General features: G+C 46.2%; 15 protein-coding genes. 12 read left to right on the forward strand and 3 right to left on the reverse strand.

What is annotated here, in order from left to right:
• The first annotated feature begins 439 nt into the window (after positions 1 to 439).
• From WCV65_RS01385 to WCV65_RS01435, 11 genes are all read left to right on the forward strand, one after another.
• Positions 440 to 1036 carry a TerD family protein gene (locus WCV65_RS01385; RefSeq protein ID WP_035412700.1) on the forward strand — a complete coding sequence of 199 codons (597 nt, stop codon included), beginning with the start codon at positions 440 to 442 and terminating at the stop codon, positions 1034 to 1036.
• Positions 1037 to 1196: 160 nt separating this feature from the next.
• On the forward strand, positions 1197 to 1775 hold the full coding sequence (locus tag WCV65_RS01390; protein ID WP_035412703.1) for a TerD family protein: 579 nt from the start codon (positions 1197 to 1199) through the stop codon (positions 1773 to 1775).
• A 149-nt stretch (positions 1776 to 1924) separates the two neighbouring features.
• On the forward strand, positions 1925 to 2503 hold the full coding sequence (locus WCV65_RS01395; protein WP_035412706.1) for a TerD family protein: 579 nt from the start codon (positions 1925 to 1927) through the stop codon (positions 2501 to 2503).
• Positions 2504 to 2588: 85 nt separating this feature from the next.
• Positions 2589 to 3818: an HpcH/HpaI aldolase/citrate lyase family protein gene (locus WCV65_RS01400; protein WP_338779454.1), complete on the forward strand. Its 1230-nt coding sequence runs from the start codon at positions 2589 to 2591 to the stop codon at positions 3816 to 3818.
• The gene (locus WCV65_RS01405; protein WP_035412711.1) at positions 3745 to 5145 is read left to right on the forward strand and encodes a phosphoribosyltransferase family protein; all 1401 of its coding nucleotides are present in this window, start codon (positions 3745 to 3747) and stop codon (positions 5143 to 5145) included. The genes WCV65_RS01400 and WCV65_RS01405 overlap by 74 nt, the downstream gene beginning before the upstream one ends.
• Positions 5135 to 6250, forward strand: coding sequence for a cysteine protease StiP family protein (locus WCV65_RS01410; RefSeq protein WP_338779457.1), 1116 nt, complete (start codon positions 5135 to 5137; stop codon positions 6248 to 6250). The genes WCV65_RS01405 and WCV65_RS01410 overlap by 11 nt, the downstream gene beginning before the upstream one ends.
• Positions 6250 to 7062: an HAD family hydrolase gene (locus tag WCV65_RS01415; RefSeq protein WP_338779459.1), complete on the forward strand. Its 813-nt coding sequence runs from the start codon at positions 6250 to 6252 to the stop codon at positions 7060 to 7062. Before WCV65_RS01410 ends, WCV65_RS01415 begins: the two co-directional genes overlap by 1 nt.
• A 34-nt stretch (positions 7063 to 7096) precedes the next feature.
• Positions 7097 to 8704, forward strand: a complete 1608-nt coding sequence (locus WCV65_RS01420; protein ID WP_338779461.1) for a YceG family protein — start codon at positions 7097 to 7099, stop codon at positions 8702 to 8704.
• 15 nt (positions 8705 to 8719) lie between these two features.
• Positions 8720 to 9811, forward strand: coding sequence for a toxic anion resistance protein (locus WCV65_RS01425; protein WP_338779464.1), 1092 nt, complete (start codon positions 8720 to 8722; stop codon positions 9809 to 9811).
• A gap of 19 nt (positions 9812 to 9830) precedes the next feature.
• Positions 9831 to 10496, forward strand: coding sequence for a VWA domain-containing protein (locus tag WCV65_RS01430; protein ID WP_338779466.1), 666 nt, complete (start codon positions 9831 to 9833; stop codon positions 10494 to 10496).
• A 102-nt stretch (positions 10497 to 10598) separates the two neighbouring features.
• Complete coding sequence (locus WCV65_RS01435; RefSeq protein ID WP_338779467.1) at positions 10599 to 11174, forward strand: DUF4184 family protein; 576 nt, start codon at positions 10599 to 10601, stop codon at positions 11172 to 11174.
• Here the strand turns inward: WCV65_RS01435 and WCV65_RS01440 are convergent.
• Positions 11143 to 12192, reverse strand: coding sequence for an FAD-dependent oxidoreductase (locus WCV65_RS01440; protein WP_338779468.1), 1050 nt, complete (start codon positions 12190 to 12192; stop codon positions 11143 to 11145). The two genes, WCV65_RS01435 and WCV65_RS01440, sit on opposite strands and share 32 nt — an antisense overlap.
• A gap of 177 nt (positions 12193 to 12369) precedes the next feature.
• On the opposite strand from WCV65_RS01440, the gene WCV65_RS01445 reads away from it, so the two are divergent.
• Positions 12370 to 12978 carry a class I SAM-dependent methyltransferase gene (locus WCV65_RS01445; RefSeq protein ID WP_338779469.1) on the forward strand — a complete coding sequence of 203 codons (609 nt, stop codon included), beginning with the start codon at positions 12370 to 12372 and terminating at the stop codon, positions 12976 to 12978.
• Between the two features lie 390 nt (positions 12979 to 13368).
• Here WCV65_RS01445 and WCV65_RS01450 read toward each other — a convergent pair whose 3' ends face one another.
• Both WCV65_RS01450 and WCV65_RS01455 read right to left on the reverse strand, forming a co-directional pair.
• A complete protein-coding gene (locus WCV65_RS01450) occupies positions 13369 to 13794 on the reverse strand; it encodes an organic hydroperoxide resistance protein (protein WP_035404349.1) in 426 nt (141 codons plus the stop codon).
• Complete coding sequence (locus tag WCV65_RS01455; protein WP_338779473.1) at positions 13791 to 14240, reverse strand: MarR family transcriptional regulator; 450 nt, start codon at positions 14238 to 14240, stop codon at positions 13791 to 13793. Before WCV65_RS01455 ends, WCV65_RS01450 begins: the two co-directional genes overlap by 4 nt.
• Between the last annotated feature and the right edge of the window lie 24 nt (positions 14241 to 14264).

Here is a 14264-nt window from a genome sequence, read left to right on the forward strand (position 1 = left end):
TTTGAGTTCTGGTGCCGGAGCTTTCATACAGTAGAGAATTCGGGGACTGGCACCGTGCCAGTCCCCTGCTCCTTCACCGCAAACGGGGACAGAGAACAAGCGCTCCAATCCCTTACCCCTCAACGGTTTGGAGAAGCGGTACCGAAGCTTTCACGCAGTAGAGAACATGGGGACAGGCACCGCTAAAGCCCTACTTAAAAGTAAATAATTACCTTCCGTAAAATCCTGCAGAAAGTGAAACCTTAGCTGCTGCTTGTCCGTATTACAAGCTGTAGGTGTTTCACCCTGTCGATTGACAGGGAAGAAGGTCGCTTAAAGTTGAATGCTTTGGAAAAATTGTGGTATCATTTTCTTGGAATGCTGTATGCGGCTTCATTGGCTGCAGCATATGAAGAAATAAGGTTTTAAAGGCTTTATTACTGGGAAGGAGTGTTGAAGAATGGCCATTTCCTTGCAAAAAGGGCAGAAAATCGATTTAACTAAAGGCAGAGCCGGATTGTCTTCCATTACGGTAGGACTAGGTTGGGATCCAGTTAAAAAAAGCGGAGGGTTCTTTGGTTTCGGCGGAGGAAGCAGCAACGTGGATTGCGACGCTTCGGTCATGATGCTCAATGAGAACGGAAAGCTTGCGGATAAAAAGGATTTGATCTATTTCGGCAATAAAACAAGCTCCTGCGGCAGTGTCCAGCACTCCGGAGATAACCTTACCGGAGATGGTGAAGGGGATGACGAGCAGGTTAAAATTGACCTGAGCCGTATACCTTCACATATACATAGGCTTGTATTCGTTGTAAATATTTATCAGGCTGTTCAGCGCAAACAGGATTTTGGAATGATTCAGAATGCATTTATCCGCGTTGTTGATAATTCCAGCAATGCTGAGCTTGTTCATTTCAACCTGACAGACGACTTCTCCGGTTTAATGGCTCTTGTTCCGGGCGAAATCTATCGTCACAACGGAGAGTGGAAATTCTCTGCAGTCGGCGACGGAACAAAGGATACATCCATTAGTGAAATTGCGAACCGCTACGTTTAATAGAATATTAGTTTCATAAAGTGATGCGGGGGATATCCTTATACGTTACATTTTTGCGGGCAGCAGGCTGTCCTCCTCCATCCTTTTTAAGAATGAAGCTTGAAGGTTTTACCGCCCGTTAATGCGAAATAAAAAACTACTAAAAGCGAGGTTATGCAAAATGGCAATCAGTTTAGCAAAAGGACAAAAAGTAGACTTAACAAAATCAAACCCGGGCTTGACGAATATTATCGTAGGACTTGGCTGGGACACGAATAAGTACGACGGCGGTCAGGACTTTGACCTTGACTCTTCTGTATTCCTGTTAAATGCTGATGGAAAATGCTCTTCTGAAGCAGACTTTGTTTTTTACAACAATACAAAGGGTGCAAACGGCGCGGTTGAGCACACTGGAGACAACCGTACCGGTGAAGGAGACGGCGATGACGAGCAGGTAAAAGTGAACCTGACAAGCGTACCTGAAAGCATTCAAAAAATTGCGTTCACCATTACAATCCACGATGCTGAAACACGCAGCCAGAACTTTGGACAAGTCAGCAACTCTTACGTTCGCATCTTGAGCGAAACAAATGGCGAGGAATTAATCCGCTACGATCTTGGCGAGGATTTCTCTATTGAAACAGCAGTGGTAGTAGGCGAGCTTTACCGTCACGGTGCTGAGTGGAAATTCAGCGCAATCGGAAGCGGTTATCAAGGCGGGCTGAGTTCTCTTGTAAGCGACTATGGCTTGAACGTCTAATTTGGCGTTTACATGAAACTGGGGTGACTTCACGCAAGCAGTCAGCTTTTTCTGAGCTAACCGACATGGTGTACAGCTTAGGGGCGGCTTTCTATTGCAGGTCGCCCCTTTTTTAGAATGGACAAACTATAAGCGAATGGGGGATAACGATGACACTTTCATTGTCGAAAGGGCAAAGAATTGATTTAACCAAAACAAACCCCGGATTGACAAAGGTAATGATCGGTCTTGGCTGGGACACAAACCGATATAATGGCGGTCATGACTTTGATTTGGATGCTTCTGCTTTTCTTGCTGATGCTTCCGGAAAAGTTCAAAATGACAGCGAGTTTATTTTTTATAATCAGCTGAAAAGTCCGAATGGCGCGGTTGAACATACAGGGGATAACCGTACAGGTGAAGGCGATGGAGATGATGAACAGATTCTGGTTGATTTCTCTCTAATGCCTGCTCACGTAGATAAGATTGGCATCGCTGTAACCATTCATGATGCAGATGCAAGAAGACAGAATTTCGGACAGGTTTCCAATGCGTTTGTCCGGATCGTTGACGCTCAGACAGATAAAGAAATTCTCCGCTATGATCTTGGAGAGGATTTTTCCATTGAAACAGCGGTTGTTGTCTGTGAGCTGTATAAGCATGGAACAGACTGGAAATTCAATGCCATCGGCAGCGGGTTTTCCGGCGGTCTTGCCTCTTTATGCCGCAATTACGGGCTGCAAGTATAAAGTTATTTGCTGCGGACCGGGGAGGCAGCCCGCCTTCCCAGAGTCTTTTTTCAAATAGCAGATCATTAGAAGAGGAGGGGAATATTTGAAGCATTTTCACTATCTTCCGGTCCATACACTGGACGAAATTTTTTACAGCAAGCCGGCTCCATTCAGCCGTACCTCCTCTAAAGAACAGCTGGCTTACGCACTTGGGGCGACACTTTACATGCCGGGAACGAGAGAACAAATTTCTAGTGATGTGCTATCTGGAAAATTTCTTGAGGGCAAGCATGAGGGATTAACAAGCATGGCGATTTGTCTTGAGGATTCCATTGGGGATGACGAAGTAGAGACAGCAGAAATCAATACAGTCCATCAGCTGCAGACGATTTTTGCAAACATTGAAAAAGAAGCGTTCAGTGAGGAGCTTCTCCCGCTTATTTTCATACGGGTACGGGAAGCAGAACAGATGATAAAACTCATCCGCCATTTAGGAAAAGCGGCAACCCTGCTATGCGGTTTCGTTTTCCCGAAGTTTACTGCAGCCAATGGGGAAAAATACTTCGAAACCCTCCGGCAGCTGAATGAAGAATTCTCTTTATCTCTTTATGGAATGCCGATCCTTGAATCCTATGAAATTATCTATAAGGAAACAAGAATGGAGGCGCTTGTTGGGATTAAAGAGCTGCTGGATGCCAATTATGGTCTCGTTTTGAACGTCCGAATCGGAGCGACCGATTTTTCAGGCCTGTTTGGAATTAGAAGAAGCAACGATACAACCATTTACGATATTTCCGTTATACGGGACTGTATTACAGACATTATCAATATGTTCGGCCGGAGTTCAAAAGAGTATGTCATCTCGGGTCCGGTGTGGGAGTATTTCTATGGTTCCAAGCGGATTATGAAGCCTCAGATCAGGCAGTCTCCTTTTCAGCAGGCATTCGGGCGAAACGGTCTCCAAGTGCGGACGGAAATGATTAACCGTTTTGAAGATGCCTTGATTCATGAAATCATGCTTGATAAGACGAATGGTCTCGTGGGCAAAACGGTGATTCATCCATCTCATATTAAAGTCGTTCATGCGCTGAACGTTGTGACTCATGAGGAATATTTGGATGCAAAGGCCATTTTGGACAGCCAGGATGGAGCGAACGGTGTGTTTAAGAGCACGTATGCCAACAAGATGAATGAAGTAAAACCACATACAAACTGGGCACGGAAAGTGCTGCTCAAATCTTCTATTTACGGGGTGCTTCATGACCAACAATCCTTCATTGACCTTCTTAACACAAAACAAAAAGAGCAAATACTCACTGGAAATCTTAGATAAAATCAGCGTCGATATTGAGATCAGAGAAAACCCGCTTCATCTCTCATTAAGAAGTCTGTTTGAGATGGGAGCAAGAATTAACAAAAAGAGAAGCTTCCTGTTTGTCAGCAAGGTCCTTGGGAAGCACTTGCCGGTATCACCAAAGGTTTCTTTAATGGCAGGAGCCGCCCTTGCAGGAGAATACATGGAAAAAGTTCACGGGAACGTTCACCCGTACAAAGAGGAGATGAGAGAGGCCATTGAAACGGGAGAAGCGGGCGAACTGCTCCTGCAGGCGGTTCAGCAGGAGAAATTCAGGCTTCCGGAAGAGACCGTTTTTATCGGTTTTGCCGAAACAGCTACTGCACTTGGACATGCCGTTTTCAATTGCTTCGAAAATGCCAGGTACCTTCATACGACCCGTGAGGAAGTGCAGGATCTAAGATCGGCTATCAGCTTTGAAGAAGAGCATTCCCATGCGACCTCGCACAGGTGCTATGCGGGAACGGAATTCTTCGATCATCCGCATCCGATTGTACTGGTGGATGATGAATCCACAACAGGGAAAACAGCTTTAAATATTATCGAGTCGATTCAGGCGATTTTTCCTAGAAAGGAATATACCATTGCGACGCTGCTGGACTGGCGGACGGACGAGTACAGAGAAGAGTTTCGCAGAATGGAAGAGAAGCTCGGGATTGTCATCCGCGATGTGTCCCTGCTATCAGGATCAATGGAAGCAAAAGGGGCTTCTATAGACGATCTTTTCGAGGCGGAAACAACGGACCGTCCAATGGCAGAGGCTGAAATATGCATGACCGGACTATCTGCCGCCTCCGATTATCAGACGGAATGGGTATCTAAAGGGGAAAGCACGGCAGCGCCTTCCTATCTTTCCAGCACAGGAAGGTTCGGCATGGATGATTCTCTTCAAAAGGAAGCCGGGCGCTTTATCAATGATGCAGCTGAAGAGCTTCGCCTAAAAAGAAGGGGAGAACGCACTCTCTGTCTTGGAACAGGCGAATTTATGTACATACCGATGCGGATTGCAGCGGAAATGGGGGAGGGCATCCACTATCAATCTACGACGAGAAGCCCCATCCATAGCATGAAAAAAGATGGATACCCGATTTTTTCAAAGTTCGCTTATCCAAGTCCGGAGCAGCCGGATATCGGGCATTTCTTTTACAATGTTGAGCCAGGAATGTATGACGAAGTCTTTGTGTTTTTAGAAAGGGAAGTCCCTGATGAACAGCTTGCCCCGATGCTTGAGCAGCTGAAATCTCTTGTTCCGTTTATTCACGTCGTTTACTTTTGCAGAAGGAAAGGTGATCAGCATGCCAGCTAAAACAATGAAGCCTCCAGTACCTATGGGAAGCTACTCTCAAAAAGATGTCGTCTTTCTATTAAAGGATATCAGCGATGTCATGCCCGAAAGCTCCACTCAGGACAGGGAAGAAGCCGTCCAATCCGGAACGCACTATTCAGAAATGCTGCCGATTGAATACAAGCCATCGGAAGAGTATATTTCTCTCTTTCACCTATCACTTGCCCAGTATAAAGAGCGACTTGCGATTGCCGCTGGAGTTGTCGCGGAGCAAATCATTAAGGAACGTGGAAAAGGGGCTGTTCTCGTCTCCCTTGCACGCGCCGGCACTCCAATTGGAATCCTTATAAAACGGTATATTCTTTTCAAATATGGGATCGATGTGCCGCATTACAGTGTTTCCATCATCCGCGGACGCGGAATTGATGAAAATGCCATGAAGTATATTTTTGAAAATCATCCATCCGAATCGATCCAATTTGTGGACGGATGGACTGGAAAAGGCGCCATCAAGAAAGAACTGAATGAAGCCGTTGATCACCTAAATAAAACTTACGGGACCAATATCAGTGATACAATGGCTGTATTAGCAGACCCTGGATATTGCGTGACCATTTACGGAACAAGAGGAGATTTTTTGATTCCGAGTGCCTGTCTGAACTCGACTGTGTCAGGGCTCGTCAGCCGCACCGTTTTGAACAGCGAGTTTATCAGCCCGACGGATTACCACGGGGCCAAGTACTATCGCGAGCTGGAAAAGGAAGATTTGTCTCTTCATTTTATTGAAACGATTGCAGACCAATTCACTCTTGTAAAAGAAGAAGTAGAAAGACATCTGGAAGCCATGACGGCATCTGAACCGACATGGCAAGGCTTAACTGACATAAAAAAAATTCAGGATGATTTCGGAATCGAAAACATTAATTTAATCAAGCCTGGTGTTGGGGAAACGACAAGGGTGCTGCTCCGCCGTGTGCCGTGGAGGATTCTTGTGAAAAGCCTCGACAATGCGGATCTTGAGCATATCCGCCTGCTTGCTGAAGAGCGGAACGTTCCAATCGAAGAGTATCCGGATATGTCTTATTCCTGCTGCGGACTGATTAAACCGCTCAAGGAGGGAAACTGATGATTTTTGCAAGCGATCTTGACCAAACGCTCATCTATTCAAGACGATCCTTCAGACATGACCCGGTAGAGGAAGACATCCGCCTGATTGAAACACTCGATGGGAAAGAGATTTCCTTTATGACCCATAAAGCCATTGCACTGCTTAAACAGGTGGCCGAGAAGGCAATGTTTGTTCCAGTTACAACCAGAACAATCGAACAGTTTAAGCGGATCACCATTTTTCAGGGAGAGCTTGCTTCAGAGTATGCGGTAACAAGCAACGGCGGCAACATTCTAAAGAATGGAACACCGGATGCAGACTGGAACAGACTGATTACCGGGCAGCTGAAAAATGGAATGGCAAGGGAAGACATGCTTGAGAAGTTCCAGGAGATTGTCCACGACGAATGGGTATTGAAGCAAAGAACGGCAGACGATTTGTTCAGCTACTGCATCATTGACAGGGATAAGGTTCCAGCTGAGCTTGAATCCTTTACCAAGTGGCTCAATGAAGCAGGATGGACGCACTCCATGCAGGGGAGAAAGCTTTATTTTGTACCAAAGCCCGTGAGCAAATGGGCAGCAATAGAATACATCAAAGGCATTGAGGGGAAGAAAACCGTTGCAGCAGCAGGGGACTCTTTGCTTGATTTATGTCTTCTCGAAAACGCTGAATTTCCATTTGCTCCAAGGCACGGAGAACTTCAGGAGCAGGGACAGGATTCTCAAGGGAAGATAATCAGAACAGAACAGGAAGGCATTTTTGCTTCAGAGGAAATTCTTGAAAAGGTACTGAAAATAGCAGAGCAAAACTTGAAGGTTATAAGATAAACAGATCGTTAATCGAAGGGGAAGGATGAGGAGTATGGTGAAAACAATTAGACCAATCAAGGCCGATGCAAATGAGAAGGATTGGCTGAGTTTGTTCAAAACCCCATTATCTCACCGCCAATCCTTCCTGCACTCTGAAGATGAGCTTGCCTTTACCCAGGCTGCATTCCGGATCCTTGGTACATATCCGGACGAGGATGAATATCAGGAGGTCTTGTATGACCTTGCTCATAATGAAGAGCTAAAGGTTGTGCGCCTTAGCGGAACGCTTGATAAATCGATTCAGCCGGATCTTTTTCAGGCGATCCAGCGGGTACTGATGATCAACACCGAGGAAAATGGCCTCTCCGTCAACAGGCTCGTTGCTTTTATGGAGGGGGAGAGCCTTATTCCTAAGGCGGGCAACACAAGCTTATCTGTTCATTACCGGAACAATTGGAAGATCCTGCTCGAACAGTTTAAAGCTGCCCATCCGGGAGGGTTTCTGCATCCGGATTTTAGAAGGATCTTCACCGATCTGGTAAAATGGGGCCACAATCATCTTGCCGCATGGAACGCTGAAATAACAGAGCAGCCGCCTAAGATTCTCTGGTACGGTCCCGCTTCAAAAAGCGAGTCATACTTCTTGTATTATTTGATTCTTGCTGGAGCAGACGTGCTGATTTTTCATCCTGAAGGAGAAGATGTCTTAGGTTCATTCGATGAGGATGAATCTCTTACAACCATTATTCGGTTAAGTTCGACCGGAAGATTGCTGCCATTTCCTGAACAGAAGCCTGTCCGTAAAGGAACAGTTGCTTTCCGGGCTTCCAGGGAAATTGAGCAGATGCTTCATACGGAAGATTCGCTGCTGTATAAACCGTGGCAGTTCCGTTCCTATATTCCTAAATCGATTACATTAAAAACCACCTATGATGAACTATTTATTCTAGTAAAAGAAAAAGCTCTCATTCGTCCGAATTTTGAAGCATCCAGCCAAACGGTGCAAATCCCGGCGCTTTTCACTAAAGTAGCCGGCGTCTCCAAAAACAGAAAGGAATATTGGGCGAAAATTCAGCAGATCACGGATCACGAGCTTGCCTGGACGATTCGTTCCTTTCCTTTTACAAAGGCGGTTCCCGGCAATAATCATTTTCATTATCAGGCAGCACTCGGAGAAAACGGGCAGCTGGATCCTGAGAAAATGATGACCAGTAACTGGTGGGCATACAAAGAGCTCCCAACCGGCCTGCAGCAGGGACTAGCTTCAGCCATCTCCCGCTATTGCGCCTACCCTAAACTAAAAGCCCCGCAGCATGAAACCGACTATCAGACACAGCTCTATTTATTTAATCAGGCACTGTACCTGCCCCCGGATATATTAAGGCTTGTCCAGAAATTCGACTACGCCCAGGATATACCGAAAATCGTGCTTTACAATACAGAAAAAAATGGACCATTCAGCCGGTCGGATGCGGCCCTCCTGCTTTTGATGAACGAACTGGGCATGGACATCATCGTATTTAATCCGGCAGGCCAGAACGATTTGGAACATTTTATCCATGAGAGCAGCTATGACATTCACTGGCTGGAGGAAGTCAGCTTTGAAGAAGAATTCAAGGAATCTTCCCTGATCAAAAAGATGTTTAAAAAATGGTTTTAGGATGGAGGAAAGAAGATGAATACGAACGAATTGCAGGCAATGAATCTTGAAAAAAAAGAAGAGCTGCTGGAAACCGGCACAAACGAAATAAAAGCTCAGCTGAGAAAAGAGCCGGAAGTGCAAAAGCTCGCCCAAAACATCGATCATAAAAACCAGCTTGCCCTGCTGGAGTATGGAAAAGAGCCGGCAAATGAAATTTCTGCCTTTTCCGGCAGAATTCTAAATACGATTAAATCAAGCAGCATGGAAGAATCCAGTGCGCTCTTAAAGCACCTTGGGAAAATCATGGACCGCTTCGACAGCAAGGATTTTGTGGAGAAAAAGGGCTTGATGGCAAAAGTGTTCAACCGCGGCCAAAAAGTGATGGACAAGCTGTTTTCCAAATACCAGACGATGGGCTCGGAAATCGACAAGGTGTACGTAGAAATCATGAAGTATGAAAATGAAATGAAGGGCTCTACTCAGACGCTTGAACAGCTGTATGAGCAGAACTTTCAGTACTACACCGAGCTTGAGAAATATATTGTCGCAGGCGAAATGAAAGTCGAAGAACTCCGGGCAAAGGTTCCCGAGCTTGAGAGCAGGGCGGCAAGCGGCAATCAGCTTGCAGGAATGGAACTGGATACGCTGAAAAACGGAATCGAGCTAATGGAACAAAGAGTCTATGACCTGGAAATGGCCAAGCAGGTGGCCTATCAGTCAGCACCGCAAATCCGCCTTCTGCAAAGAGGAAACACCAAGCTCATCGCGAAAATCAATTCCGCTTTCGTAACGACCATCCCTATTTTTAAAACAGGGTTGATTAATGCAATTGCAGCGAAAAGACAAAACCTTGTCGCCCAATCCATGAACGAATTGGATAAGCGCACAAACGAAATGCTGCTCAAAAACGCTCAGAACATTTCGAAGCAAAGCACGGAGATTGCGAGAATGTCCGGCAGCCCGAGCATTAAGATCGAAACGATGGAAGAAACATGGAGCATCATTATGAAAGGGATGCAGGAAACAAAGGCCATTGAAGATGAAAACAAAAAGATGCGCGAAGAAGGCAAGGTGCGGATCGAGCAGCTTCAGGAGAATTTCAAGCGGCTTGAACAGCAGCGCTAAAGGAAAGGGAGCGAACGGATTGAGCACGATTAATCTGATGAAAAAGAATGTGCAAATTGTTCTCGAGAAAAAGCAGCTGGCCGGGGTAACAGCCCGAGTCGGCCTTGTACTCGATATCTCAGGCTCAATGAGAAAGCTCTATAAAAACGGGACAGTCCAAAAGGTAGTGGAGAGGATCCTTGCCGTTGCCAGCCAATTTGATGACGATGGCATGCTTGACGTTTGGGTATACGACAATGAATTTGCCCGTCTCAAGCCGGTTACGGAAAGGGATTTTAACGGCTATGTCGAAAACGTAATCCTTTCTGACTCTCTGATCCATAAATTCGGACGGAACGATGAGCCCCCTGTCATGGAGGATGTCATCCGAAAATATACGAGCGAAGAATCCAGCAAGGATCCCGCTTTCATTGTGTTTATTAATGACGGCGGCTGCAAAAAGACCATAAAAAAACCTGTCGTTGAATCCTCAAACCAGCCGATCTTCTGGCAATTTGTCGGGATTGGCGACAGCAATTTTGAAGTGCTGGAAAACCTGGATACGATGGAAGGGCGGTACATCGATAACGCCAGCTTTTTTCACATTCAGGATGCAGAAACAGTGACAGACGAAGAGCTGTACAGCCAGCTCCTGGACGAATTTCCATCATGGATTCAGGAAGCGAAGGCAAAGGGAATACTGTAAGAGAAGCCTCAGGAATTTTGATTCCTGGGGCTTTCATTTGTTGTATAGCACCGTAAAGCTTAAAATAGACCTATCCAAATGCAAAACAGGAGGTCTTTGCCCTTGAATACGCTGCACCATGGTTTTTGGACTTATATGATCTTCCGCCGAAAGAAGCAATTCGTAAAATACTTTGTCATTGGCAGCATGGCACCGGATTTTATATATTTCATCATGTTTTTCTACTTGCTATTAAAAAGTTTGCTGCTGAACGTCCTTGGCTTTACAGAAACGGCTTTTTCGCTTCGCAGCGCTGTTCATGGACTATTTGACGAACCAGTCACGATCGTTTTGAGACAAGGGGGGCATTCGCTCTTTGTATGGGTGCTTGCTTTTATCCTGATTGCCGCCATATCGCGCAAGCTATGGGTCAACGCCTGGCTCGCATTCTTATACGGATGGCTCGGGCATATTTTAATTGATCTCCTTACCCATGTACAGGACGCGGTACCGCTTTTTTATCCCATAAGCGATAAAATTTACCGCGGTCCAATTTCTTATTATGACCGGGATTTTTTCGGAAGGGAATTCAGTATGATTAATACGGCCATGATTGGAATAGCTATTTTGTATTTGATCATTGAAAAATCAAGAAAACGCCGCCGGCTTAAAAAGAATTCATATACCGCCGGTCAATAGCGTGCTTTAGGTTCCAAGCTGTTTTTCCATGGTAATGGAATCGGCCGTAGGTGAGGAATCCCGCTTTTCCGCCGGTCGATAAAATAGCGAGAAACCGCCGTTGAGGCTGAAAAGGAACAAGCTCCCGTTTTTCAGCCGTTCTTTTCAGGTTTTCCCACAGCACTTTGGATTGGCGGACTGCGTAAACTCCGTTTTTCGGCAGCTCTGGATATCGGGTGATGGACACGCAATCTCCCGCCCCAAAAATGGAAGGGCTATGCATTAAGCGTTCATCAACCGGTAAAAACCCATTCCCGTCAATACGAAGTCCGGAGTTTTTAAAAAGAGAAGGAGCCTCGGGGCCGCCCAGCCAAAGCAAATGGGAAAAAGGAATCCGTGTATCTTCTCCCGCATCAATCGCCTCGCTGCCAAGCAGCCGGGCTTTTTTATTTTGAATCACGGTAACCCCTTTTTGCTGGCAGATTTGAAGAAGTTTTTGATTGTGTGCGGAAGAAAGCAGGGGCCCTCCGCTGATCAGCGTAACAGGGCTCCCGATTTCGTTCAGACGCCGATAACCAGCTGCTGCAAGAGAAAGCTCCACTCCTGAAGCACCACCGCCGACAATAACAGGCTGATCTCCTTCTCTAAAGGAACGGATTGCTTCCGGAAAAGAGTAATTCGGTTTAATCGGCAGAATGGAGGGGGAGCTTGCTTGAGCGGAGCCAATATCCAATGACAGCAAGCCATAGGAAAAAGAGCGCCCGGAGGATGTTATGACCTCTTTAGCTGCCTCATCTATCGCCGTTATTTCTTCTTCAATGAAGGTAAAGCCATGCTTTTGGGATAAAACGCTAAGGTCTATGCGGATTTGCTCCTCGCTGTAAATTCCCTCCGTAAATCCGGAAAACATGCCGGAATAATATTGATAGCGCGACGGAGAAATAAGGATAACTTCCGTATGCGGAAAATGCCTCAATGAGCCATCGGCAATCCCAGCAAGATGGGCATGCCCGCCGCCGGCAAGGATAATCGTGTTCATGGATTCCGACTCCTCTTTAGTTTGCTGTCTTTATTTTGTCCGATTCGGATTCTCATAGCAAGAGAGAAGAAGGGATGGACCGTTCTTTGCAACTATAAAAAATTAAAAAGCATAGGATTGTTTAGAAGTCTGCGTTTCGTGATAGTAATAAGTAAAACGAAACGAAGAGGTGCCGACATGTTCAGCTTGATCAGGAGGAATTTCAGCAAACCGAAAGGCTGGATTGGGGTCATAACCGGAAAAATCATGGCCCGGGAAAATCAGTTTATCAACCAATGGACCATCTCCAGACTGGGAGTCCGGCGGGGCGACAAGGTGCTCGAGGTTGGATACGGTCCAGGATACGCTCTTGAATACATTCTCAAAAACTATCCTGTGGTAAAAGCAGACGGGATTGATATTTCTGAAACCATGAAGGAGCAGGCTTCAATCCGCCTGAAGGATTATATGGAAGCCGGTAAAACAGAACTTTCGGCCGCAGATATTGGAGAAGCCCGAATCCCTGCGAATACCTATCATAAAATTCTCTCCGTCAATAATTACACGATATGGGATGAACCGAGGAACGGATTATCCCATCTATATGAAGCCATGATCCCCGGCGGAACCATTGCCATCACCATGCAGCCGCGCGAGGAAAATGCGAGTCCCAACAAAACGAAAATGTTCGGCAAACAAATTTATGACGATTTATCTGCATGCGGATTTGAACGAATTTCAATGAAGTTTAAAAGGGTAAAGCCGGAAATGACGGTATGTGTGACGGCTAGGAAGCCGTGGAAGTAACTGGCTAAACGGGAATTTCTCTAATGGGCAGAACGAAGGCTGAGCAGGTGTCTGACCCGGCTTTCGCTAAAGGACTAAAGCTCTGGCATCGGCGCTGCAGACTGCTGGTGCATAAGGCTTGGCGGGAGAATGCCTCCGTCCCCGGATGCGGTAAAGCATAACGGGACTGGCACCGTGCCAGTCCTGCTGCTCTCTATCAGACTAAACCTCCGGCACCGACGCTCGAATCTTTTGATAGATAAGGGATTGGAGGCTGCCGCCTCCGTCCCCTGCTCCTTTAAAGCGGAGCGGGTCAGGCGCGCCTAAAAGCTGTAATCCACCGGCGCAGCCCAATCAAAAATCAACAAAAAAGCTGAACCGGTTAAGGTTCAGCTTTTCTCATTCATTTTATTATTCCGCTCTGCCTTTAAGGTCTACATCAATGTTTCCGCGAGTTGCTTTAGAGTAAGGGCACACTTGGTGAGCGGCTTCGATTAGTTCTTGCGCTGTCGCGTCATCTACGCCTTTTATGATTGCTTCCAGTTCAACCTCAAGCTTGAATCCGCCGTCCGCTTCATCTTTTCCGATGGAAACATTGGCCGTTACTTTTGTGCCTTCAGTTTTAATGCGTTTTTGGCGAATAACCAGATTCAAGGCGCTGTCGAAGCAAGCAGAGTAGCCAGCTGCGAAAAGCTGTTCAGGGTTTGTTCCGTCTCCGCCTTGTCCGCCAAGACCTTTTGGCATAGCGACAGCGAAATCAAGCTGTCCGTCTGAAGATTGGATCCGTCCTTCGCGTCCGCCTGTTGCCGTTGCTGTTGCTGTGTAAAGTGCATTCATGATTTGTTTCCTCCTTGTTTTAGATGAAATGTCAGATTTCTTAAGGTTTTAAGAAGCAGTTTGTACTCTTCTATGGATAACCCCAATTTGGGGGCAACCTGATCGGGAATGCAAGATGCCTCTGTTCTTAGCTTTTCCCCGCTGCCGGTGAGGCTAATCGTCATTTTGCGCTCATCTTCTGCCGAACGTGTTCTCTGTATGAACCCCGCTGCTTCGAGTCGCTTCAGCATCGGGGTGAGTGTTCCGGAATCAAGCATCAGCTTCTCGCCGATTTCCTTAACGGCCAGATGATTGCCTTCCCAAAGAACAAGCATGACAAGGTACTGGGGGAATGTAAGCTTTAAAGGTTCAAGCATCGGTCTGTACATGCTTGAGATTTCTTTTGAGCTTGCATAGAGAGCAAAGCAAAGCTGATTCTCAAGCTTCAGTTTTGAATCGTTATCCATGATCATGGTCTTCCTTTGCTAATT

The organism is Metabacillus sp. FJAT-52054 (assembly GCF_037201815.1).
GTDB lineage: Bacteria > Bacillota > Bacilli > Bacillales > Bacillaceae > Metabacillus_B > Metabacillus_B sediminis.